The sequence below is a fragment of the Variovorax sp. LjRoot175 genome (assembly GCF_964253805.1).
Taxonomy (GTDB): Bacteria; Pseudomonadota; Gammaproteobacteria; order Burkholderiales; family Burkholderiaceae_C; genus Variovorax.
Genome location: NZ_CAXURY020000001.1, coordinates 3,063,952 through 3,084,855, shown reverse-complemented (window position 1 = coordinate 3,084,855; position 20,904 = coordinate 3,063,952). Strand labels below are relative to the sequence as shown.

At 66.6% G+C, this 20,904-nt stretch carries 22 protein-coding genes; 11 read left to right on the top strand and 11 right to left on the bottom strand.

The window, feature by feature from the left end:
• From ACSQ89_RS15335 to ACSQ89_RS15315, 5 genes are all read left to right on the top strand, one after another.
• Positions 1 to 1,914, top strand: coding sequence for an iron-containing redox enzyme family protein (locus tag ACSQ89_RS15335; RefSeq protein WP_436290220.1), 1,914 nt, complete (start codon positions 1 to 3; stop codon positions 1,912 to 1,914).
• Complete coding sequence (locus ACSQ89_RS15330; protein WP_436290221.1) at positions 1,911 to 2,792, top strand: DUF6999 family protein; 882 nt, start codon at positions 1,911 to 1,913, stop codon at positions 2,790 to 2,792. The genes ACSQ89_RS15335 and ACSQ89_RS15330 overlap by 4 nt, the downstream gene beginning before the upstream one ends.
• 19 nt (positions 2,793 to 2,811) lie before the next feature.
• Positions 2,812 to 3,174, top strand: a complete 363-nt coding sequence (locus tag ACSQ89_RS15325) for a hypothetical protein (protein ID WP_436290543.1) — start codon at positions 2,812 to 2,814, stop codon at positions 3,172 to 3,174.
• Positions 3,161 to 3,409 carry a hypothetical protein gene (locus ACSQ89_RS15320; RefSeq protein WP_093108846.1) on the top strand — a complete coding sequence of 83 codons (249 nt, stop codon included), beginning with the start codon at positions 3,161 to 3,163 and terminating at the stop codon, positions 3,407 to 3,409. The genes ACSQ89_RS15325 and ACSQ89_RS15320 overlap by 14 nt, the downstream gene beginning before the upstream one ends.
• 165 nt (positions 3,410 to 3,574) lie before the next feature.
• Positions 3,575 to 4,144: a hypothetical protein gene (locus ACSQ89_RS15315; protein ID WP_436290222.1), complete on the top strand. Its 570-nt coding sequence runs from the start codon at positions 3,575 to 3,577 to the stop codon at positions 4,142 to 4,144.
• Between the two features lie 14 nt (positions 4,145 to 4,158).
• On the opposite strand, the gene ACSQ89_RS15310 is transcribed toward ACSQ89_RS15315, so the two are convergent.
• Positions 4,159 to 6,648, bottom strand: coding sequence for a sodium-translocating pyrophosphatase (locus tag ACSQ89_RS15310; RefSeq protein ID WP_436290223.1), 2,490 nt, complete (start codon positions 6,646 to 6,648; stop codon positions 4,159 to 4,161).
• Between the two features lie 257 nt (positions 6,649 to 6,905).
• Between ACSQ89_RS15310 and ppa the strand changes: the two genes are divergently transcribed.
• Entirely contained in the window at positions 6,906 to 7,433 is a 528-nt protein-coding gene (ppa, locus tag ACSQ89_RS15305) for an inorganic diphosphatase (protein WP_093108843.1), read from the top strand.
• Between the two features lie 19 nt (positions 7,434 to 7,452).
• Here ppa and ACSQ89_RS15300 read toward each other — a convergent pair whose 3' ends face one another.
• Together ACSQ89_RS15300 and ACSQ89_RS15295 are read right to left on the bottom strand one after the other, a co-directional pair.
• Positions 7,453 to 8,424: a Bug family tripartite tricarboxylate transporter substrate binding protein gene (locus ACSQ89_RS15300; RefSeq protein WP_093108842.1), complete on the bottom strand. Its 972-nt coding sequence runs from the start codon at positions 8,422 to 8,424 to the stop codon at positions 7,453 to 7,455.
• The gene (locus tag ACSQ89_RS15295) at positions 8,421 to 9,854 is read right to left on the bottom strand and encodes a M20 family metallopeptidase (RefSeq protein ID WP_436290224.1); all 1,434 of its coding nucleotides are present in this window, start codon (positions 9,852 to 9,854) and stop codon (positions 8,421 to 8,423) included. Before ACSQ89_RS15295 ends, ACSQ89_RS15300 begins: the two co-directional genes overlap by 4 nt.
• Before the next feature lie 114 nt (positions 9,855 to 9,968).
• Here ACSQ89_RS15295 and ACSQ89_RS15290 point away from each other — a divergent pair, with 114 nt between their 5' ends.
• On the top strand, positions 9,969 to 10,904 hold the full coding sequence (locus ACSQ89_RS15290; RefSeq protein WP_436290225.1) for a LysR family transcriptional regulator: 936 nt from the start codon (positions 9,969 to 9,971) through the stop codon (positions 10,902 to 10,904).
• Between the two features lie 25 nt (positions 10,905 to 10,929).
• Here the strand turns inward: ACSQ89_RS15290 and ACSQ89_RS15285 are convergent, their stop codons facing one another.
• Together ACSQ89_RS15285 and ACSQ89_RS15280 are read right to left on the bottom strand one after the other, a co-directional pair.
• Positions 10,930 to 12,159 (bottom strand): GNAT family N-acetyltransferase, encoded by a 1,230-nt coding sequence (locus ACSQ89_RS15285; protein WP_436290226.1) that lies wholly within the window; start codon positions 12,157 to 12,159, stop codon positions 10,930 to 10,932.
• Positions 12,160 to 12,169: 10 nt separating this feature from the next.
• Complete coding sequence (locus tag ACSQ89_RS15280) at positions 12,170 to 13,105, bottom strand: DMT family transporter (protein ID WP_436290227.1); 936 nt, start codon at positions 13,103 to 13,105, stop codon at positions 12,170 to 12,172.
• Between the two features lie 248 nt (positions 13,106 to 13,353).
• Here ACSQ89_RS15280 and ACSQ89_RS15275 point away from each other — a divergent pair, with 248 nt between their 5' ends.
• Positions 13,354 to 13,692, top strand: coding sequence for a P-II family nitrogen regulator (locus tag ACSQ89_RS15275; protein ID WP_126835134.1), 339 nt, complete (start codon positions 13,354 to 13,356; stop codon positions 13,690 to 13,692).
• Between the two features lie 5 nt (positions 13,693 to 13,697).
• On the opposite strand, the gene ACSQ89_RS15270 is transcribed toward ACSQ89_RS15275, so the two are convergent.
• The 6 genes from ACSQ89_RS15270 to ACSQ89_RS15245 form a co-directional block, all read right to left on the bottom strand.
• A complete protein-coding gene (locus tag ACSQ89_RS15270) occupies positions 13,698 to 14,288 on the bottom strand; it encodes a TIGR00730 family Rossman fold protein (RefSeq protein WP_093108836.1) in 591 nt (196 codons plus the stop codon).
• Positions 14,289 to 14,328: 40 nt separating this feature from the next.
• Positions 14,329 to 14,727 carry a diacylglycerol kinase gene (locus ACSQ89_RS15265; RefSeq protein ID WP_093108835.1) on the bottom strand — a complete coding sequence of 133 codons (399 nt, stop codon included), beginning with the start codon at positions 14,725 to 14,727 and terminating at the stop codon, positions 14,329 to 14,331.
• Positions 14,724 to 15,185 carry an RDD family protein gene (locus ACSQ89_RS15260; RefSeq protein WP_244503937.1) on the bottom strand — a complete coding sequence of 154 codons (462 nt, stop codon included), beginning with the start codon at positions 15,183 to 15,185 and terminating at the stop codon, positions 14,724 to 14,726. The genes ACSQ89_RS15265 and ACSQ89_RS15260 overlap by 4 nt, the downstream gene beginning before the upstream one ends.
• A gap of 120 nt (positions 15,186 to 15,305) precedes the next feature.
• On the bottom strand, positions 15,306 to 16,118 hold the full coding sequence (locus ACSQ89_RS15255) for a DUF3106 domain-containing protein (protein ID WP_436290228.1): 813 nt from the start codon (positions 16,116 to 16,118) through the stop codon (positions 15,306 to 15,308).
• Positions 16,119 to 16,131: 13 nt separating this feature from the next.
• Complete coding sequence (locus tag ACSQ89_RS15250; RefSeq protein WP_436290229.1) at positions 16,132 to 16,557, bottom strand: DUF3619 family protein; 426 nt, start codon at positions 16,555 to 16,557, stop codon at positions 16,132 to 16,134.
• Positions 16,554 to 17,120 carry an RNA polymerase sigma factor gene (locus tag ACSQ89_RS15245; protein WP_436290544.1) on the bottom strand — a complete coding sequence of 189 codons (567 nt, stop codon included), beginning with the start codon at positions 17,118 to 17,120 and terminating at the stop codon, positions 16,554 to 16,556. Before ACSQ89_RS15245 ends, ACSQ89_RS15250 begins: the two co-directional genes overlap by 4 nt.
• A 286-nt stretch (positions 17,121 to 17,406) precedes the next feature.
• On the opposite strand from ACSQ89_RS15245, the gene ACSQ89_RS15240 reads away from it, so the two are divergent.
• From ACSQ89_RS15240 to ilvC, 3 genes are all read left to right on the top strand, one after another.
• Positions 17,407 to 19,182: an acetolactate synthase 3 catalytic subunit gene (locus tag ACSQ89_RS15240; RefSeq protein ID WP_093108830.1), complete on the top strand. Its 1,776-nt coding sequence runs from the start codon at positions 17,407 to 17,409 to the stop codon at positions 19,180 to 19,182.
• A gap of 128 nt (positions 19,183 to 19,310) precedes the next feature.
• Complete coding sequence (gene ilvN / locus ACSQ89_RS15235; protein WP_093108829.1) at positions 19,311 to 19,802, top strand: acetolactate synthase small subunit; 492 nt, start codon at positions 19,311 to 19,313, stop codon at positions 19,800 to 19,802.
• Between the two features lie 47 nt (positions 19,803 to 19,849).
• Positions 19,850 to 20,866, top strand: coding sequence for a ketol-acid reductoisomerase (ilvC, locus tag ACSQ89_RS15230; RefSeq protein ID WP_093108828.1), 1,017 nt, complete (start codon positions 19,850 to 19,852; stop codon positions 20,864 to 20,866).
• The last annotated feature ends 38 nt before the right edge of the window (positions 20,867 to 20,904 follow it).

The following is a 20,904-nucleotide window of genomic DNA, read 5'->3' as shown; positions in this document are numbered from 1 at the left end:
ATGCCCGTTTCCTTCCAGCGTGTCTATCTCGAAAGTGCCGGCTACTTCATGCCCGGCGCGCCCGTGTCCAACGAACGCATGGATGCCTACATCGCGCCGCTCAACCGGATGTCGGAGCGCATCAAGCGGCGCATCCTGGCCGAGAACGGCATCCGCGAGCGCTACTACGCGATCGACGCCGAGGGCCGCACGGTGCACACCAACGCGCAGCTCGCGTCGGGTGCGATCCGCCACTGCCTGCAGCAGGGCGCGGCCGAGATCTCGCGTGTGTCGCTGCTGGCCAGCGGCTCCTCGGGCGGCGATGCGCTGATGCCGGGCTTCGCCAACATGATCCAGGGCGAGCTCGCGGCACCGCCGATGGAGACGCTCTCGGTGCACGGCATCTGTGCGGCCGGCGTGTCGGCGATCCAGTCGGCGGCGCAGGGCGTGGAGCTCGGCGCGCATCGCTCGGCGCTGGCGGTGGCGAGCGAGATGCCTTCGCGCCTGTTCAAGCGCTCGCGCTTCGCGGCGCGCGGATACGACACCGATTTCGACTCGCACTTCCTGCGCTGGATGCTGTCCGATGGTGCCGGTGCGTTGCTGCTGTCCGATGGTGCGCCAGCGCTGGCCGGCGCGCCGGGCGTGCGCCTGCGCCTCAAGTGGATCCACCAGCGCGCTTTCTCGGGCGACTACCCCGTGTGCATGCAGCTGGGCTTGACCGAGGATCGCTCGCGCGGGCACCTGGACTTCGGCTCCTGGGGCGAGGCCGAGGCCGCGGGCGCCTTGTCGCTCAGGCAGGACATCCGGCTTCTGCCGCACCTGTTCGACATCGGCATCCACGAATACGCAGGGCTGGTGCGCGAGGGCTGGCTCGACCCGGCGCGGGTCGACCATTTCCTGTGCCACTACTCGTCGGAGAAGTTCATTCCCGTGGTCGACGGCCTGATGCACAAGGCCGGCCTCGCCATTCCGCGCGAGCGCTGGTACAGCAATCTGGCCTGGCGCGGCAACACCGGCGCGGCCTCGATCATGATCATGCTGGCCGAATTCCTGCAGACCAAGACCCTGAAACCCGGCGAGCAGATCTTCTGCTACGTGCCCGAGTCGGGGCGCTTCATGGCGGCGTACATGCTGTTCGAGGTCGAAGAGGCCGGCGCCGCTGCTGCCGCGGCGCCTGCGCCGGTTCGCGCGGAGGCGGCGGCCGAGGCGCCGACTGAGGTCATTGCGCCGCCGCACGACCCGGCCGCCGCGCCCGAGGGCCTGGGCGAACTGCTCACCGAGCTGGCCGCGATCTGGCACGACTACCGTTCGCGCGTCTGGCGCACGCCGCTGGTGCGGCAGATCCGCGAGCGCCGCTTCGCGCTCGCCGACTACTTGAACTGGATGGAGAACTGGATTCCCCAGGTGCGCGAGGGCAGCAAGTGGATGCGCGAAGGCGCCGCCTCGCTGGCCGAGCCCTACCAGGCGCTGGCGGCGCTGATCGGCGTGCATGCCGGCGAGGAGCAGGACGACTTCATGATCCTGTTCAACGACTACCGCAAGGCGGGCGGCAGCATCGCAGTCATCGATGCCCTGCGGCGCAACCCGGGCGGTGAAGCGCTCAACGCCTACCTGCATGGCCTGGCCGCGACGCGCAACCCGATCGGGCTTTTGGGCGCGATCTACATCATCGAAGGCACCGGGCAGCGCATCGTGCCGGCGCTGCTGCCGCTGATCAAGCCCGGGCTGAAGCTGCCGCCCGAGGCCTTCCGCTTCCTCGAGTATCACGGCCACAACGACGAGAATCACCTCAATCGCTGGCTGGCCGCGGTCGAGATGGCGATGGCGCTCGATGGCGAGGTCAGGGCCGCGCGCCAGATCGTCGACACCGCGCGCCACACCGCGGCGCTCTACCTGATGCAGTTCGAGCACGTCACGGAACGAATGCAAGCATGAGCACAACTCCGGACTTCCTGGCGCAGCAGCACGATCTGCGCGACCCGAGCCCCTGGCTCGCCCTCTACCTCGACCAGAGCACGCCGCTGCCCGACAAGGTGAAGGCGGCCTGGCTCGCCGATTCGAGTTCGGCCTCGCGCCAGTACCTGCTGCCGTTTTTGCGGCCGCTGGCGCGCGCCGCCATCGTGCTGTTCCAGGTGGTCAAGGTGTTCGTGCCGCGCAAGTGGGCGCATTCGCGGCTGCTGCACCGCCTGCTGGCCTGGGGCCTCCAACGCTTCGTCTCGCCCGAGGCGAATTGGCTGATCCTGCGGCACTTCCACCTGGGTTCGCAGGTGCTGGCCTTCATCGGCGCCAATTCGCCGGTGCCGGTCGCTACCGCGCCGCTGGAGCCGGCCGACATCGACGCGCTGAAGGAGGACATGTTCCTGCAGCACGACCTGAACCTCTTCAATTTCGTGATCCGGCTCAACCAGGCGCTGCGCGCGCAGGGTCTCCAGTTGCGCAAGGCAGAGCAGGTCGATTTCTCGATGATCCGCGAGCCCGCCTTGCAAATCGAAGACATGCCGCACGGCAGGCTCAATTTTCTCGACTTGCAAAGCGCGATCGAGCTGTTCACGCCGCTCTATCAGCTCATGCTGACCGACAACGACTTCTGGCGCGCTGCCAATTCGCTTCAGCTCGACGAAACCATCGGCATCTACGCCGCCACCGTGCTGGATGCGCCCGAGCACCTGATCCTGGTGAACAACAAGCACCCGCTGGTGCCGCTGTCGACCCTGCGCGCGGGGCACCGGCTGGTGATCCACGGCCTGTCCACCGAGATGCTGCACAGCCTCCTGATGAAGTTCCGGGATGCGCGGGCCGCCGCACCCTTGTAATCCGGCGTCCGTGCCCCAGATGCGAGCCATGAACGCTACCAAGACTCCGTCGCCCAAGACCGATCTGGCGGTGACGCACGTGCTGGCCCAGCTCCTCGAGCGGCTCGAGCACAGCGCCGTGCCGGTGGGTGCCGAGCAGTACCGGTCGGTCGTGATGCACCTGGTGGACGAGTTCCGCGAGGTCGAGCCCGGCACCGGCCTCGGGCAGTTGCTGGACGCCTATCCGGCCGCCGCCGAGGTGTACGAAAACCTCAACTACCAGCATGCCGGCCTGTGCCGCTCCGGGCTGGATGCCTCGCTGGCCGCCGAACTGGCTGCCAAGGACGCCATCACGCGCGCCATGCGCCATGCCGAACCCGACGCGACCCATGGCCAAGGCTGATGTCAAGACCGCCGTCGTGGCAGACGGCCTGCGCTACAAGGCCAAGGCGCCGGGCTCCCCGTTTCGCGCCTCGGCTTCGTTCAGTGGCGCGACCATGTCCTGCTTCATGTGCGGCAAGCACCGCGTGCGCTCCCAGATGCGGACCCGGCAGCTGCTGGGCAAGTCGCAAACCGTCTGCGCGCCCTCGTGCAAGGCGCTCGACGAGTTGATCGATCGTGACAGCGTTGCGACGTAGTTGACGAATTCGATTTGCCTCTTTAAATCGGCTACCAAAGCGGCGAATTTCGATCTACAGTTGGAAACAATTGATGCAATTATTTGCCTCAATACCAAAGTTCTAATTGATGGTCGATCAAATGATCCCGCTTAAAACCATTGCCTTCTATTGGTCGGAGCGCGTATGAGCAGGCCGCCCCGCCACGTCATCATGCAGGTCGTCAAGCGCTCGGGTGGCGCCACGCACCACGTCGAATTCAGCATGGACGACAACTTCGCCGATCGCCTGCGGCAGCTGCGCTCGCTGGTGCCGCCCCTCAACGCCCTCAACAAGCAGCGCGATCTCGTGATCGACAAGGTGCGCGTTCGCCTGCCCACCGCCGTATGGCGCTGCGGCGGCGACATCGACAGCCAGGTCGACGGCTCCTGCATCGTCATTGCCGCGGAAGGCTTCTTCAATTGCGGCGGCAAGGACCGCAAGACCAAGGAAAAACTGGTCACCTACACCTTCCCGATCGCACGCCTGATCGAATTGCATGCCGAGCGGCCTGCCGGCGAAACCTTCTACATCCGCGACGGCATCTTCACCAACGACGAGCCCGCCAACTCCGCGGCCGGCCGCTGGGTGGCCTCGCTGCACGAGCTGGAAGAGATGCGCATGCCGGATGCGCCGTCCGACTTCGACACGCTCCAGGGCGTGCCGCTGCGCACCGAGCAAGGCGCGCTGCCGACGCACAGCATCAGCCTGAACTGAGCGCCGCGTACCCCTTACCGAAGCTTCACTTCAACCCGCCGCGCTTCGGCCGGCGGCCCGTCGGCCTGCGTTTGCGCGGGCTTGGCTAGCTCCACCTTGTCGTCGGCCACGCCGGCCAGCCTGAGCGCGGCGCCCACTGCCAGGGCACGCTGCTTGGCGAGCTCGGCATTCCTTTCGGCATCACCGCTGGCGTCGTGGTAGCCGCTCACGAGCACGCGGCCGCCGCTTTGAACCGCCTTGACGATATCGGCCAGCGCGGCGCTCGAGCCTGCGGGCACCTCGGCGCTGGCGGTGGCGAAATAGAACTTGACCACGCCGTTGTCGGTCTTGATCGAGGCGCCCATGTCACCCGAGGCCGCCGGTGCCGTTGCGGGCGCCGGCGCAGGCGCGGTGATCGGAGCAGGCGCTGCAGCGGGCGTTGTCATCGCGGCCGCGTCGCCGGTGTGGAACTTGACCACCAGCGGCACGATCAAGAGCGCCACGATGTTGATGATCTTGATCAGCGGGTTCACCGCCGGCCCGGCCGTGTCCTTGTAGGGGTCGCCCACGGTGTCGCCGGTGACGGCGGCCTTGTGCGCCTCGGAGCCCTTGCCGCCGTGGTTGCCGTCCTCGATGTACTTCTTGGCGTTGTCCCAGGCGCCGCCGCCGGTGCACATCGAGATGGCGACGAACAGGCCGGTGACGATGGTGCCCATCAGCAGACCGCCCAGCGCCTTCGGCCCCAGCAGCAGGCCGACCACGATCGGCACCACCACGGGCAGCAGGCTCGGGATCATCATTTCCTTGATGGCCGCTCCAGTGAGCATGCTCACGGCACGGCCGTACTCGGGCTTGCCGGTGCCTTCCATGATGCCGGGGATCTCACGGAACTGCCTGCGCACTTCCTCGACCACCGAACCGGCCGCGCGGCCCACAGCCTCCATCGCCATGGCGCCGAAGAGATAGGGGATCAGGCCGCCGATGAAGAGGCCCACGATCACCATCGGGTCGCTCAGGTTGAAGCTGATGGCCTGCCCGTAGCTCTCGAGCTTGTGGGTGTAGTCGGCGAACAGCACCAGCGCGGCCAGGCCGGCCGAGCCGATCGCGTAGCCCTTGGTCACGGCCTTGGTGGTGTTGCCCACGGCGTCCAGCGGGTCGGTGATGTCGCGCACGCTGGCCGGCATTTCCGACATCTCGGCGATGCCGCCGGCGTTGTCGGTGATCGGGCCGTAGGCGTCGAGCGCGACCACGATGCCGGCCATGCTGAGCATGGCCGTGGCCGCCACTGCGATGCCGTAGAGGCCCGCGAGCCAATAGGACGCCATGATCGCGATGCAGACGCAGATCACCGGCCAGGCGGTGGAGCGCATCGACACGCCAAGGCCCGCGATGATGTTGGTGCCGTGCCCGGTGGTCGAAGCCTGTGCGATGTGGCGTACCGGCGAGTACTGCGTGCCGGTATAGAACTCTGTGATCCACACCAGTGCGGCCGTGAGTGCCAGGCCGACGAAGCAGGCGCCGAAGAGCTTGAGCTGGCTGCCCGAGGCCGCGATCGCGTTGTCGGGGATGAGCCATTGCGTCACGAACCAGAACGCGATCAGCGACAGGCCGCCCGCCACCGCCAGCCCCTTGTAGAGCGCCGGCATCACGTTGACCATGCCCGGCGAGGCCTTGACGAAGAAGCAGCCGATGATCGACGCGATGATCGATACGCCGCCGAGCGCCAGCGGGTACAGCACGGCGTTGACCGGCGCCGCCGCCACCATCAGCGCGCCCAGCACCATGGTCGCGATCAGCGTCACCGCATAGGTCTCGAACAGGTCGGCCGCCATGCCGGCGCAGTCGCCGACGTTGTCGCCCACGTTGTCGGCGATCACCGCCGGGTTGCGCGGGTCGTCCTCCGGAATGCCGGCCTCGACCTTGCCCACCAGGTCGGCGCCGACGTCGGCGCCCTTGGTGAAGATGCCGCCGCCCAGCCGCGCGAAGATCGAGATCAGCGAGGAGCCGAAGGCGAAGCCGATCAGCGGGTTGAGCAGGTTGGCGAGGTTCTTGTCCGGCGTCAGGTTGCCGTTGCCCACGAGGAACCAGTAGAAGATCGTGACGCCCAGCAGGCCCAGCCCCACCACCAGCATGCCGGTGATGGCGCCGCCGCGGAAGGCGACGTCGAGCGCCGGGCCGATGCCCTGGGTCGCGGCCTGCGCGGTGCGCACGTTGGCGCGCACCGAGACGTTCATGCCGATGAAGCCGCAGGCGCCCGAGAGCAGCGCGCCGACCACGAAGCCGGCCGCGGTGGTCGCATCGAGGAAGATCCCGATCAGGATCGCGAGCACGATGCCGACTACGGCGATCGTGCGGTACTGCTTGGCCAGGTAGGCCGCGGCGCCGGTCTGGATCGCGGCCGCGATCTCCTGCATTCGGGCGTTGCCCGGGTCTTTCGAAAGAATCCAGCTGCGCGCCCAGAAACCATAGCCCACGGCCACGAGGCCGCAGACGATGGCGAGGACGAGAGGGGTGTTGCCGATCATGCCTTGCTTCTCCATTCGTACGTTGTGACTTGTGGAGACGAAAGCACTTAGCCCTGCGCGCAACGCGTACGGGTCAGTGCTTCCGCCGCGTTGCTTCCTCGAAGCCCCGATGCCTTGCAAAAAGCCGGGGCCGATTGGCCAACGCGGCCAATTTACAGGCAAATGCCGGGTTTCGTGCGACCGGGCCGTGACACGGAAAGTAAACTTCGGGTTTGTCCGCATCCCGCGAACACTTTCAACTACTCCAAGACAGACCTATGTCCCTCGGCCAAGTTTCCCCCGGCAAAGACGCCCCCGAAGCCTTCAACGTCGTCATCGAAATCCCGATGAACGCCGACCCGATCAAGTACGAAGTCGACAAGGAATCCGGCGCGATCTTCGTCGACCGCTTCATGACGACCGCGATGCACTACCCGACCAACTACGGCTACGTGCCGCAGACGCTCTCGGGCGACGGCGATCCGGTCGACGTGCTGGTCATCACCCCCTGGGCGCTGGTGCCCGGCGTGGTGGTGCCGTGCCGCCCGATCGGCATCCTGATGATGGAGGACGAGGCCGGCGTCGACGGCAAGGTGCTTGCCGTGCCCACCGACAAGGTGCTGCCGATCTACAGCCACTGGAAGAAGGTCGAAGACGTGAACCCGATGCGCCTGAAGGCCATCACGCACTTCTTCGAGCACTACAAGGACCTGGAAGCCGGCAAGTGGGTCAAGGTGCTGGGCTGGGAAGGCATCGACGCCGCCAAGAAGGAAATCATGGACGGCATCGCCAACTACAAGAAGTAGGAGCGAGCAGGGCCGCCGCTCATTCGGCGGCGATCCCCGCCCGATGCGCCAGCGCGCGATAGCGCGAAATCTCCGATTCCATCAGGCTCCGGAAAGGGGCCGCGCCGATCATCACGGGCTCCATGCCCTGTGCGCGCAGCTGGTCCTGAATCGCCTTGTCAGCCATCGTGGCGCTTACCTCGGCCGCCAGCCTCTGGATCACCGGTGCTGGGGTGCCGGCCGGCGCAGCCAGTCCGTACCAGGCGTCGAAGGTGGCGTCGGGCATCTTGAGCTCGGCCATGGTGAGCACGTCCGGCAGCATGCTGGAACGCGTCGTACCCACGACGGCCAATGCGCGCAGCTTGCCCGAGCGCACATGCGGCGCGACGGCGGCCACGGTGTCGATGCCCATCTCGATCTCGCCGCCGATCAATGCGATCGCGCTCTGGCTGCTGCCCTTGTAAGGCACGTCCTGCAGCTTCACGCCCGCTGCCATCGCGAACATTTCGCCGGCCAGATGCGGGCCGGAGCCGCTGCCGAAGGTGGCGTAGCGGATGCCCTGGGGCTTGGCCTTGGCCGCAGCGGCGAGTGCCGCCACGCTGTGCCAGGGCGAGGCCGCATTGACCACCAGCACGAGCGGCGCTTTCGCGATGATCGCCACCGGCGCCAGGTCCTTCAGCGGGTCGTAGGGCAGTCGCGCACGCAGCGCTGCATTCACGCTGTAGGTGGAAGAACCCGAGACCAGCAGCGTGTAGCCGTCAGGCTGCGCCTTGGCGACCGCGTCGGCGCCGATGATGGTCGCTGCGCCGGGCTTGTTGTCGACGACGACCGGCTGGCCGAGCCGATCGGCCAGCTTCTGACCCAGCGCGCGCGCCACGATGTCGGTGCCGCCACCGGGCGGGAAGGGCACGACCAGCTTGATGGTCTTGGCAGGCCAGGCATCGGCGGCCTGCGCAAGGCCGGCAGCGGCGGTGAAGGCGATGGCGGCAAGGAGTTGGGCGAGTTGCTTCATGCGGCTTTCTGATGGGAAGTTGCAGCGATCGATCCAGCCTGCCAGGGTGTGTTCGCGGCGGCATCGCCGAGATCCCAGTACAGGCCAGCCATGATCTGCAGGCCCTCGCGGGCGAGTGGCGCAAGCAGGTGTTCGTTGGGCGCATGCTGTGCACAGGCCGGGTAGGAGTGGGGCACCCACAAGGTCGGCAGGCCCAGCAGGTCGGCGAAGACATCGTTGGGCAAAGAGCCGGCGAGGTTCGGCAGAAGGTCGGGGCGCTGGCCCGTGCTCGCCTCGATGGAGCGCTGGGCCCAGCCGACCCAGGGGTTGTCGAGGTCCAGACGGGTCGCGGCGCCTTCGAGCGTGACCTGCACCTCGACCTGCCCGAATCCATGTGCGTCGAGATGGGCACGCACGATCGACGCGAGCTCGCGCCAGGGCGTGCCCACCACGAAGCGCAGCTGGCAATGCGCCACCGCTTCACCGGGGATCGCATTGACCGGCCGCTGCGGCGAGCCCGCGCCGAGCGCGAGCACCTCGATGGTGTTCCAGGCCATCAGCCGCTCGGCCGGGTTCAGACCGGGCTCGCCCCAGCCGGCATCCAGCGCGGGGTCGTCCGCGCCGCCGCCGATCTCGATGGCCGCCAGGGCTTCGTGTACCGCGTCCGGGATGCTTCGCGGCCGAAGCGCGTCGACCAGGATGCGGCCCTTGGCATCCACCAGCGTCGCCACCGCATGGCTCAGCACCGTGGCCGGGTTGGCGAGCACGCCGCCCCAGTTGCCGGAGTGATAGCCGCGCGGCCGGGCGCGCAACCGCAGGCTGAAGTTGACCGCGCCGCGCGAACCGAGGAACAGCGTCGGGCGCCGGGCGTTCACGCGCGGCCCGTCGCAGGCGATCAGCAGATCGGCGCGCAGCTTGTCGGCCTGCTGCCTGCAGACCTCATGCAGGCCGGGCGACGCGGCCTCCTCGCCCATCTCGAGCAGCAGCGTCACGTTGTAGCCCAGCCGGCCGTTGCGTGCCCGCAGCACCTGTGCGAGCGCGCCGAGGTTGATGGTGTGCTGCCCCTTGTTGTCGGCCGTGCCGCGTCCGTACCAGCGCTCGCCCTCGATCGTCAGCGTCCACGGCCCGAGGCCTTCGCGCCATTGCGCGTCCTGGCCGCTGACGACGTCGCCATGGCCGTAGGTCAGCACGGTGGGGAGCTCGGCGCCCTCGATGCGGCGCGCAATCAGGAAGGGTCCGCCGCCGGGCGCCGGGTTGTCGATCAGCTCGCAGGCGAAGCCGAGCCGCGTGAGCGGTGCGCTCATCTCCTCGCGCAGGTAGGCGCCGAGCGCGGGCGTCGTGGCGCCGGTGTCGCTCTCGGTTCGGAACGCGATGCGTCGCCGCAGGTCGGCCAGGAAGCGGCCGTCGTCGAAGTAGGCGGCGGCAGCGGAGAGACAGTCGTTGCGTTGCATGGTCGTGGATGCGTGTGATGGCGAGGATGCAAGTAAAAGGCCTGAACAGCATTGCGTGAACCACCGAATTGGCAAGCTACCATTGCCTTCAAGGCAACGCTCGAGAACACGCCAATGACACCCTCGATCCTCAGCATCCCGATGCGCTACTTCATGGAGGTGGCGCTGCACGGGTCGGTCAGCCAGGCGGCGGCCCGGCTTTATGTCGCGTCGTCCGCCGTGAGCCGGCAGATCGCGAAGCTCGAGGATTCGCTGGGGACCGCGCTGTTCGAGCGCAAGGCGCGAGGCATGGCGCTCACGCAGGCCGGCGAGCGCCTGGCCGCCCATCTGCGAACGACGCTGGCCGACACCGAGCAGGTGGTCGAGCAGGTGCGCGGCATCGGCGGCCGGGAAGCGGGCCGCGTCCGCGTGGCTTGCACCGAGGGCTTCGCGGTGGGTTTCATGCCCGAGGTGATGCGCCGCTTTCGTGCGTCGCATGCGCAAAGCCAGTTGCAGCTCCATGTGGGTGCGCCTGACGAAGTCAGTGCCTTGCTGGGGCGCGGCGAAGCGGACATCGCACTCAAGTACGCGGTTGCGCCCGAGCGCGGTTTCCGCATCGAGCACTCGGCGCCCGCGCCGGTGTACGCGCTGATGTCCCCGGACCATCCGCTGGCGCGCCAGCGCGCCGTCAGCGTGGCCGAGGTGGTGCGCCATCCGCTGGCCGTGGGCAGCAAGGGCGTCACCGCGCGGCAGTTGTTCGACCTCAGTTGCAGCGTGCAGGGGCTCAGCTACGAGCCCGCCTTCGTCAGCAATTTTTCATCGGTGCTGCTGCCGTTGGTGCGCGCGCCCGATATCGTCCTCTCCGGCCATCTCACGGCCGTTCACCTGATCGAGAACGGCACGCTGGTTGCACGGCCCTTCGTGGAGCCGCAGATGCACCAGCGTCGCCTGCAGGTGCTGTCGCTCGACGGCCGCACGCTGTCGCCGCTCGCGCGGGCGCTCGTGCAGCAGCTGGTCGCGGCCATCGCCGGCGGCGGCAGGCGCAGACTGGGCCGAGCGCGGAAGATGTAGATAGCAGTGGCCGTTCTCTCGGCACTCATTCGGCATGGCGGAACGGGCTGCGTTCGCCGAGATGGTCGATGTAGTTCTCGATGCCCTCGCCCTCGCGCTCGAGAAATCGTTCCACGGCGTCGGCGAAGGCCGGATGGGCGAGCCAGTGCGCGCTGGTGGTCTTCACCGGCAGCAGCGCGCGCGCCATCTTGTGCTCGCCCTGCGCGCCGCCTTCGAAGCGCTGCACGCCGTGTTCGATGCACCAGGCGAGCGGCTGGTAGTAGCAGGCCTCGAAGTGCAGGCAATCCACGCGCTCGAGCGCGCCCCAGTAGCGGCCGTAGGCGACCGAGGCATCGTCCGAAAGCGCGATCAAGCTGCTGGCGATGGCCTGGCCCCCGCGCTCGGCGACGAAGAGCAGCCAGGCTTCGGGCAGCTTCGTGGCCATGCGGTGGAAGAAGTCGCGGCTCAGGTAGGGCGGGTTGCCGTGCTCGCGGTAGGTGCGGGCATAGCAGCGGTAGAAGAAGTCCCAGTCGGCGTCGCCGATGTCGGCGCCGCGCGACCAGCGGAAGCTCACGCCGGCATCGTGCACCTTGCGGCGCTCCTGCCGGATCTTCTTGCGCTTGTCGTGCGAGAGGCTGGCGAGGAAGGCGTCGAAATCCTTCCAGCCGGTTTCGCCGCCGGGCCGCTCCAAGGCGGAACGCGCCCCCTCGGGGGGCAGCGAGGACACGCCAGTGCCGAGCGTGGGGGCTATGTTGTTCCAGTGGAACTGGACGGTGTGCCTGAGCATCAGGCCCGCATCGGCGCAGGCGGCGATGTCCTCGTCGGCGGCGAACAACAGGTGCAGCGACGAGAGCTCCTCTTCCTTGCACCAAGCCACGAGCGCCTGCACCAGCAGGGCGCGGCTGCCGGCGTCGCGCGCGAGCAGGCGCGCACCCGGCACCGGCGTGAAGGGCACGGCAACGACCGCCTTCGGATAGTAGGCCAGCCCGTGCTGCTCATAGGCATTGGCCCATGCCCAGTCGAACACGTACTCGCCGTAGGAATGCGCTTTGATGTAGAGCGGGCAGGCGGCCGCCAGCTGCCGTCCGCGCCACAGCGTGACGAAGCGGGGCGTCCAGCCGCTGCGGGCCGAGGCGCTGGCGCTCTGGTGCAAGGCGTCCAGGTAGGCATGGCGCATGAAGGGGGAGGGCGCGGCCTGCGTGGCCAGCAAGTCGTCCCAGGCCGCGGCATCGATCTCGGATGCCGCGCCGTGAATGCGGATGACAGGGTTGGTCAAAGGAGCCTCGTCAACGCTTGCGTGTGCCTAGGGTTTCGGCAATGTAGATGCCGCCGAGCACCAGGGCCAGCGCCACCGCGTGATAGGTCGACAGCGCTTCGCCCAGCACGAGGACGGCCAGCAGCGGCCCGAAGATCGGCACCAGGTTGAGGAAGACGCCGGCCCGCGCGGGACCGATCAGGCCGACTACGTGGATGAAGCTGATCTGCGAAATGAAGGAGGGCAGAAGTCCGATGAAGAGGATCAGCGCCACGCCCTTCGGCGTCGGCATGAAGAAGTCGCCCATCGCGATTTCTGCCGCGACCAGCGGCACCGAGACGAGACAGGCCACTGCCGCCGTGGCGGCGAAGAACACGATGGCCGGCACTTGCGGGCGGCGGCGCAGGCCAAGCGCGTAGCCGGCATAGAGCAGGCTGGCGATGATCATCCAGACGTCGCCGATGTTGAAGGCCAGGTCCGCGAGCAAGGCCAGTTGGCCGCGCGAAGCCACCATGGCGATGCCCGCGATGGTGAGCACCACGCCTGCGAGCTGCAGCCAGCTGATCCGGGTACGGAAGAAGAACAGCGTGCCCACCAGCACGAGCACCGGGATGGTGCCTTGGATGATCGCGATGTTGATCGCCGTCGTGTGATGGGCGGCGGCGTAGAACAGCGCATTGAAGCCGGTGAAACCCGCCGTGCCCATGAGGGTGATGTAGCGCCACGAGGGCAGCAGGCTGCGCCAGTGGGCCGCGATCTGGCGGCGCGAACTGAGGCCCAGCGCGATGCAGCAGACGATCCAGCGCGAGAAGGTCAGCATCATGGGCGACACCTCGCCCACCGCGAGCCGGGCGGCCACCGCGTTGGCGCCCCAGATCAGCGTGGTGAATACCAGCAGCGGGTAGGCTTGGCCCTGGAGCCAGGGAAGGAAGGAGCCGAAAAAGCCGGCGGAAGAACCTGAGCGCATCGAGCGCCGAGCGTATCAGTCCCAGTCGCCGGGCGTGGAATGCGTTCGACAAGCCATGGCTTCCGAAGGCGAATGACATAATTTCGCAGCGGGTGGCCTCGCCGGCAACTCGCGAAGACGGCCGATGCGACGGCATCCTGGCACGCTACATGCAGGACGCCGAGAGCATCGACGAGATCGTCGCTGCGGGTTACGGATTGGCGCTACCCTACCAGCAAGTTCAACGAAACCGCCGGAAGAGAGACCGTATGAAGCAAATCACCGCCATCGTCAAACCGTTCAAGCTCGACGACGTGCGCGAGGCCCTGGCCGAGGTTGGCGTCACCGGGCTCACCGTGACCGAGGTCAAGGGCTTCGGCCGACAGAAGGGGCACACCGAGCTCTACCGTGGTGCGGAGTACGTGGTCGACTTCCTGCCGAAGATGAAGGTCGAAGTGGTGGTCAACGAGGCCGATGTCGAACGTTGTGTCGACGCAATCGTGAGCGCCGCCCGCACGGGCAAGATCGGCGACGGCAAGATCTTCGTGACCAATGTGGAGCGCGTGGTACGCATCCGCACCGGCGAAGAGGACGAAGCCGCCGTCTAGGGCGCTCAGAGCATCTCGGCGAGCTTGTCGCCACGCGGATGGCGGCCCGCTTCCTCGACCAGGGCTTCGAGCAGGGCCGGGGCTTCGCCGCCCGCTCGTATCAACCCCATCTGCCATTCGCCCATGAAGCCCTCGCGCACGCTGTGGGCAAGAAATTCGAGCAGGCCGGCGTAATAGCCCGCAACGTTCAGGATGCCGACCGGCTTGTCGTGGTAGCCGAGCTGGCGCCAAGTCCAGATCTCGAACAGTTCCTCGAACGTGCCGATGCCGCCCGGCAGGGCGATGAAGGCGTCGGCGCGTTCGCCCATCATGGCCTTGCGCTCGTGCATGGTGTCGACGACGTGCAGCTCGTCGCACAGTGGGTTGGCGAGCTCCTTGTCGACCAGGGCCTTCGGAATGATGCCCACCACCCGGCCGCCCGCCGTGCGCGTGGCCTCCGCCACCGTGCCCATCAGGCCGGTGCGGCCGCCGCCATAGACCAGTTGGCCGCCGCGTTCGCCGATCCAGCGGCCGACCGCCTGGGCCACGGCCGCGAACTCGGTCCGCTCGCCGGGGCGCGAGCCGCAATAAACACAAATCGAGAAACGAGGAGTCATCCCCCGATCATGCCGCGATCGGATGACGCTCAGCTTGCATTCAGGTCGCGAAACGTTGCCACAACGCGGCCGCCCAGACGCCGCAGCACAGGACGATCGACAGCAGCACCGCGGCGCTGCCCAGGTCCTTGGCGTTCTTGGAAAAAGAGTGCCATTCCGGGCCCACGCGGTTGATGGCGGCTTCGATGCCGGTGTTGAGCAGCTCGACGATCAGCACCAGGATCACGGTCGCGGCAAGCAGCGACACCTCGACCCAGCTGTGGCCGACCCAGAACGCAGCCGGAAGCATGACGATGGCGCACAGGACTTCCTGGCGGAACGCGGCTTCGCCCCAGCCGGCGCGGAAGCCGTCGAGCGAGATCAGGGTGGCATGCCAGATGCGGTCCAGGCCGCGTCGCGACTTCTGCGGATTGACGGGGTCGTTGATGTTGGCGCTCATCTGCGGCTGAGAGGCTTGGAGGGAATCAGGCGGGTACCGGCCCAGGCATCGTGCCAGAACTGGCGCTCGGGGTGGAAGCGCGCGAGCAAGGCCCAGACGATAACCCAGCCGAAGATCAGTACGGAAGATTCGCCGCCGCCGAGGTCGAAGGGTGCGATGGCGGCGAGCGGCGGCAGGAACCAGACCCAGCTCAAGAGGTAGCGCAGCAGCGCGCGGCCCTGCGTGAGCGGTCGGCCGAGCCGGTCCACCACGCGGATGCCCCAGGTTTTCATGGCCAGCGTCTGGCCTTTGGACCAGAACCACACGAAATAGACGCCGAACACGACGAACAGGAAGGCCTGCAGCAGGTGCCGGCGCGAATCCATCGCATCGCGCATCTGGCCGAGGGTGCTGAACAGCCAGCCGGCGACGAACACGACGGCGAAGAGCAGCATGCCCTCGTAGAGCCAGCAGGCCATGCGGCGCCACAGGCTGGGCGCGATCAGGGCGGTGGGTGCGATCGGTGCGGGTGTTTCGGCGAGACGCGGTCGGCCGGGGCCGGACCCCTCGGGAGAACTGGAAGCCATCGACACCTTGAGTCAGGGCGCGGAGGAAGGTTGCTCGGTGACGCGCACCGGCGGCGCGGCAGAGGCGGATGTTTCGGTCGAGGGCGTCGAGGAAGGAGGCGGGATCTGGGCTTCGGCCGAAACGGGCGGAAAGGCAGGATCCGCTGCCGGAGCAGGACGCGGCGCCGGAGCCACGAGCTGCGGACGCACCGGCAACGGCGTGGACGGCGCCAGCTGGATTCGCGGCGTGTGCTGGCCGTCGGGCGCGACTGCGGGAAGCGGCGCGAGCTTCTGGGGCGGCACCGGCCGGAACGTCGCGGCGGCGCCCGGCCGGGGCGTGGCGCGCTCGGCCAGCTTGCGTTTTTCTTCCTCGCTGAGCGCCTGATAGGCCTCCCACTTCGCCTTTCGCTCGTCGACCGGAACCTGCTTGACCTCGGCGAAATTGAACCTTGCCTGCGTTCGCTGGTGGTTGCTCAGTGCGGCCCATTCGATCATGCGGCTGTGCAGAATCTCCTGGTCGGCGGGTGGCAGCGCGGCGTAGTTGCGCGACAAGGCCAGCCATTTGCGCTTGTGGGGCTCGGTCAGGCCGTCCCAGTGGGGGGCCAGCGGCTCCAGGGCGCGCTGCTGGCGAGCGGTGAGGTCGCGCCACAGCGGCTTGGAGACGACTTGTTTCGCGGCCGGCATCGAGGCTACCGGCGGTGTTTCCTTGACCTGCGCCTTGACTGGGAGCGCAGCGAAGCCCGAGGCCGCGAGCAGCAAGGCGGCGCCCACCCAGGCGACTGCGCCCGACGGGATCGGGCGCAGCAGGGGGAGCGCTTTCGCGCAGGAGAGAGGGTGATACGGCATGCGGGGCAGGCGATCAGCGCTCGGACAGGGCCTCGGACTTCAGAAACTGGGCAAAACCGGGATCCGTGTAAGCGGCGGGTGGCAGATCGTCGGTCAGCAGGGCCGAATCGAGCTCTGCCAACTCGTTGGCGCGGTTGTCGTCTTGCATCGCGCTGATGACCAGGAGGCCCGCCACGAGGGCGATCAGCGGGACGACCGAGCCGATGCGCGTCCACCAGCCGGCCCCGAGCGCCGCCGTGCCGCCTTTAGCCACGACCGCCGGTGCCGTACGGAGCTGCCGCACCACTTTGCGGCGCCCAACGGCCTGCATGCGGGCGGCGCGCAGGCGTTCACCGATTTCGTGCGGCAGTTCGAGATTGCCGGCCGAAAGCCGACCGGCCACCCGGCGACCGAATTCCTCCTCGGCCGCTTCAGGGGTGTGCGAAAACGTTGTACTCATAGCGAAATTCCCTTGGCCTTGAGCGCCTTGCTCAAGGCGTGCACAGCACGCGAACAGTGGGTCTTGACGCTGCCTTCGGAACAACCCATGGCGGCGGCTGTCTCGGCGACGTCCATTTCTTCCCAGTAACGCATCAGGAAGGCCTCACGTTGACGACCCGGCAAAGCGGCGATTTGTTCCTCGATCGCATGAAAAATCTGTGCCCGCCGGGTGGTGTCCTCCGCGCTCTCGCTTTCCCGGGAGTCCGTCGGCATCACGAAGTGTTCGAGCAGGTCGAAGTCGCCGTTGTCGTCCACCGCCTCGAAATCGCTCAGGTTGGAGAACAGCGCCCGGCGGGTTTTCTGGCGGCGGAACCAGTCCAGGGTGCAGTTCGAGAGGATGCGCTGGAACAGGAGCGGCAACTCGTTGGGCGGCTTTTCGCCATAGTGCTCGGCCAGCTTCATCATGCTGTCCTGCACGATGTCGAGCGCCGCTTCCTCATCCCGCACGTGGTAGACCGAGCGCTTGAAAGCACGGCGTTCGACGCTTTTCAGGAAATCGGAGAGTTCTTGTTCAGTGGCCAAAGAGAGTCTGGCGCCGGGAAGGCGCCGCATGGGGATGTGTCTCGGGGACGCGTGAGGTTTTTGTCGCCGCGGATTATGCCTGCGCCCCTGTGGCAGCCATGCGTCGCGCGGGGACCGCCAGTCCGGTGTCATAATCCGCGCTGCAAGTCAAAAGGCAAACGGGTCACGGTCCGGCGGTACGACAAGTCCGCCCATGGCTTTGGCCTCAAGTTTCGACGCGGCTTCACAAGAGCTTGCGAAGGAGCACCCAAGGTTTTTCGTTCCCGAAAAAACGCAAAGGTTCATCATGGAAATCTCGAAGGCGGAACTCGCTTCCGCAGCAGCCGTCACCGGCAGTCAAACGCAGGAACTCATGGGCGCCGAAGTGCTGGTCAAGGCACTGCAGGCCGAAGGCGTGAAGTACGTCTGGGGCTATCCCGGCGGCGCGGTTCTCTACATTTACGACGCGTTCTACAAACAGGACACGATCCAGCACGTGCTGGTGCGCCACGAGCAGGCCGCAGTCCACGCCGCCGACGGCTACGCACGCGCGACTGGCGACGTCGGCGTGGCGCTGGTGACCTCGGGGCCCGGCTTGACCAATGCGGTCACGGGTATTGCGACTGCTTACATGGACAGCATCCCGATGGTGATCATCTCGGGCCAGGTGCCGACGGCGGCGATCGGGCTCGACGCATTCCAGGAATGCGACACCGTGGGCATCACGCGGCCGATCGTCAAGCACAACTTCCTCGTCAAGGATCCCAAGGATCTGGCCATGACGATGAAAAAGGCCTTCCACATCGCGCGCAGCGGCCGTCCCGGCCCGGTGGTGGTGGACGTGCCGAAGGACGTGTCCTTCAAGAAGGTCAGCTACAACGGCTACCCCGACAAGGTCGAGATGCGCTCCTACAACCCGGTGCGCAAAGGCCATGGCGGCCAGATCCGCAAAGCGCTGCAGTTGCTGCTGAACGCCAAGCGACCCTACATCTACACCGGCGGCGGCGTGCTGCTCGGCAACGCCACGAACGAGCTGCGCACGCTGGTCGACATGCTCGGCTACCCGGTCACCAATACGCTGATGGGGCTCGGCGCCTATCCGGCGAGCGACCGCAAATTCCTCGGCATGCTGGGCATGCACGGCACCATCGAAGCCAACAACGCGATGCAGAACTGCGACGTGCTGCTGGCCGTCGGTGCGCGCTTCGACGACCGCGTGATCGGCAATCCGAAGCACTTCGCTCAGAACGAACGCAAGATCATCCACATCGACATCGACCCGTCGAGCATCTCGAAGCGCGTCCGGGTCGACATCCCGATCGTCGGCGACGTGAAGGATGTGCTGAGCGAGCTGATCTCGATGATCAAGGAGAGCAACACCAAGCCTGACGCGGCGGCGCTCTCCGGTTGGTGGGACACCATCGAGGGCTGGCGCAGCAAGGACTGCCTCAAGTACGACCGCGGCAACAAGGACGTGATCAAGCCGCAGTACGTGGTCGAGACCCTCTGGAACATGACCAAGGACGCCGACACGTACATCACCTCGGACGTCGGCCAGCACCAGATGTGGGCCGCCCAGTACTACCGCTTCGACGAGCCGCGGCGCTGGATCAATTCGGGCGGCCTGGGCACCATGGGCGTGGGCATCCCCTACGCGATGGGCATCAAGCTCGCCAAACCCGAGTCGGAAGTGTTCTGCATCACGGGCGAAGGCTCGGTGCAGATGTGCATCCAGGAACTCTCGACCTGCCTGCAGTACAACACGCCGATCAAGATCTGCTCGCTCAACAACCGCTATCTCGGCATGGTGCGGCAATGGCAGGAGATCGAGTATTCGGGCCGCTACAGCCACAGCTACATGGATGCGCTGCCCAATTTCGTGAAACTGGCCGAGGCCTACGGCCACGTCGGCATGCTGATCGAACGCCCGCAGGACGTGGAGCCCGCGCTGCGCGAGGCGCGCAAGCTCAAGGACCGCACCGTGTTCATGGATTTCCGCACCGACCCCACCGAGAACGTGTTCCCGATGGTCAAGGCCGGCATGGGCATCACCGAGATGCTCCTCGGTTCGGAAGACCTGTAAACAGACGATAAGCCGATCCGCGATGCGGACCGGCCCCTTCATTAACTTTTTCGGATCAATCTATTGTCCGTCGAGCCTGCGCATTACCGTGTGCGGGGGAGGGCGGCGAAAAGAGGAGTCCTGCTGACATGAAACACATCATTGCCGTGCTGCTCGAAAACGAGCCCGGTGCACTCTCCCGCGTCGTGGGCCTGTTCTCGGCCCGTGGCTACAACATCGAATCGCTGACCGTCGCGCCCACTGAAGACGCGAGCCTGTCGCGCATGACCATCGTCACGGCCGGTTCCGACGACGTGATCGAGCAGATCACCAAGCACCTGAACCGCCTGATCGAAGTCGTCAAGGTCGTCGACCTGACCGAAGGCGCCTACACCGAGCGCGAGCTCATGATGGTGAAGGTGCGCGCGGTCGGCAAGGAGCGCGAAGAGATGATGCGCATGGCGGAAATCTTCCGCGGCCGCATCATCGACGTAACCGACAAGAGCTACACCATCGAGCTCACCGGCGACCACGGCAAGAACGACGCCTTTCTCGAGGCCATCGACCGCGGCGCCATTCTCGAAACCGTTCGCACCGGCGCCAGCGGCATCGGCCGCGGTGAACGCGTCCTGCGCGTCTGACACAAAGCCCGTTTCACATCCACCGAATCTACGAAGGAGCAACCATCATGAAGGTCTATTACGACAAGGACGCCGATCTGAGCCTCATCAAGGGCAAGACGGTCGCGATCATCGGCTACGGCAGCCAGGGTCATGCGCACGCGCAGAACCTCAACGACAGCGGCGTGAAGGTCGTCGTCGGCCTGCGCAAGGGCGGCGCTTCCTGGCCCAAGGTCGAGAAGGCCGGCCTCAAGGTCGCCGAAGTGGCGGACGCCGTGAAGTCGGCCGACGTGGTCATGATCCTCTTGCCCGACGAGCAGATCGCCAACGTCTACAAGAACGACGTCGCTCCGAACATCAAGCAGGGCGCTTCGCTCGTGTTCGCGCACGGCTTCAACGTGCACTACGGCTTCGTGCAGCCGCGTGCCGACCTCGACGTCTGGATGGTCGCCCCCAAGGCCCCCGGCCACACCGTGCGCAGCACCTACACCCAGGGCGGCGGCGTGCCGCACCTGATCGCGGTGCACGCCGACAGGACCGGCAAGGCGCGCGATCTGGCCCTGTCCTACGCCACTGCCAACGGTGGCGGCAAGGCCGGCATCATCGAAACCAACTTCCGCGAAGAGACCGAGACCGATCTGTTCGGCGAACAGGCCGTGCTCTGCGGCGGTACCGTCGAGTTGATCAAGGCCGGTTTCGAGACGCTGGTGGAAGCCGGTTACGCGCCCGAGATGGCCTACTTCGAGTGCCTGCACGAGCTGAAGCTGATCGTCGACCTGATCTATGAAGGCGGCATCGCCAACATGAACTACTCGATCTCGAACAACGCCGAGTACGGCGAGTACGTGACGGGTCCGCGCATCGTGACCGACGAAACCAAGAAGGTCATGAAGCAGGTCTTGAAGGACATCCAGACCGGCGAATACGCCAAGAGCTTCGTGCTGGAGAACGCGGGCGGTGCGCCCACGCTGATCAGCCGCCGTCGCCTGAATTCCGAGCATCAAATCGAGGTGGTCGGCGAGAAGCTGCGCGCGATGATGCCCTGGATCAAGAAGAACAAGCTGGTCGACCAGACCCGCAACTGATCCGGCTTTCGCCTCGACAAGGGCCACCCGCGCGGTGG

Coding starts and splice junctions, on each gene's coding strand:
- ACSQ89_RS15280 (WP_436290227.1), bottom strand. CDS start 13,105: ATGCGCTCAGGTTCTTCCGCCGGCTTTTTCGGCTCCTTCCTTCCCTGG.
- ACSQ89_RS15250 (WP_436290229.1), bottom strand. CDS start 16,557: ATGAGTACAACGTTTTCGCACACCCCTGAAGCGGCCGAGGAGGAATTC.
- ACSQ89_RS15320 (WP_093108846.1), top strand. CDS start 3,161: ATGGCCAAGGCTGATGTCAAGACCGCCGTCGTGGCAGACGGCCTGCGC.
- ilvN (WP_093108829.1), top strand. CDS start 19,311: ATGAAACACATCATTGCCGTGCTGCTCGAAAACGAGCCCGGTGCACTC.
- ACSQ89_RS15300 (WP_093108842.1), bottom strand. CDS start 8,424: ATGAAGCAACTCGCCCAACTCCTTGCCGCCATCGCCTTCACCGCCGCT.
- ACSQ89_RS15325 (WP_436290543.1), top strand. CDS start 2,812: ATGCGAGCCATGAACGCTACCAAGACTCCGTCGCCCAAGACCGATCTG.
- ACSQ89_RS15330 (WP_436290221.1), top strand. CDS start 1,911: ATGAGCACAACTCCGGACTTCCTGGCGCAGCAGCACGATCTGCGCGAC.
- ppa (WP_093108843.1), top strand. CDS start 6,906: ATGTCCCTCGGCCAAGTTTCCCCCGGCAAAGACGCCCCCGAAGCCTTC.
- ACSQ89_RS15335 (WP_436290220.1), top strand. CDS start 1: ATGCCCGTTTCCTTCCAGCGTGTCTATCTCGAAAGTGCCGGCTACTTC.
- ACSQ89_RS15295 (WP_436290224.1), bottom strand. CDS start 9,854: ATGCAACGCAACGACTGTCTCTCCGCTGCCGCCGCCTACTTCGACGAC.
- ilvC (WP_093108828.1), top strand. CDS start 19,850: ATGAAGGTCTATTACGACAAGGACGCCGATCTGAGCCTCATCAAGGGC.
- ACSQ89_RS15275 (WP_126835134.1), top strand. CDS start 13,354: ATGAAGCAAATCACCGCCATCGTCAAACCGTTCAAGCTCGACGACGTG.
- ACSQ89_RS15315 (WP_436290222.1), top strand. CDS start 3,575: ATGAGCAGGCCGCCCCGCCACGTCATCATGCAGGTCGTCAAGCGCTCG.
- ACSQ89_RS15255 (WP_436290228.1), bottom strand. CDS start 16,118: ATGCCGTATCACCCTCTCTCCTGCGCGAAAGCGCTCCCCCTGCTGCGC.
- ACSQ89_RS15240 (WP_093108830.1), top strand. CDS start 17,407: ATGGAAATCTCGAAGGCGGAACTCGCTTCCGCAGCAGCCGTCACCGGC.
- ACSQ89_RS15260 (WP_244503937.1), bottom strand. CDS start 15,185: ATGGCCTGCTGGCTCTACGAGGGCATGCTGCTCTTCGCCGTCGTGTTC.
- ACSQ89_RS15270 (WP_093108836.1), bottom strand. CDS start 14,288: ATGACTCCTCGTTTCTCGATTTGTGTTTATTGCGGCTCGCGCCCCGGC.
- ACSQ89_RS15290 (WP_436290225.1), top strand. CDS start 9,969: ATGACACCCTCGATCCTCAGCATCCCGATGCGCTACTTCATGGAGGTG.
- ACSQ89_RS15265 (WP_093108835.1), bottom strand. CDS start 14,727: ATGAGCGCCAACATCAACGACCCCGTCAATCCGCAGAAGTCGCGACGC.
- ACSQ89_RS15310 (WP_436290223.1), bottom strand. CDS start 6,648: ATGATCGGCAACACCCCTCTCGTCCTCGCCATCGTCTGCGGCCTCGTG.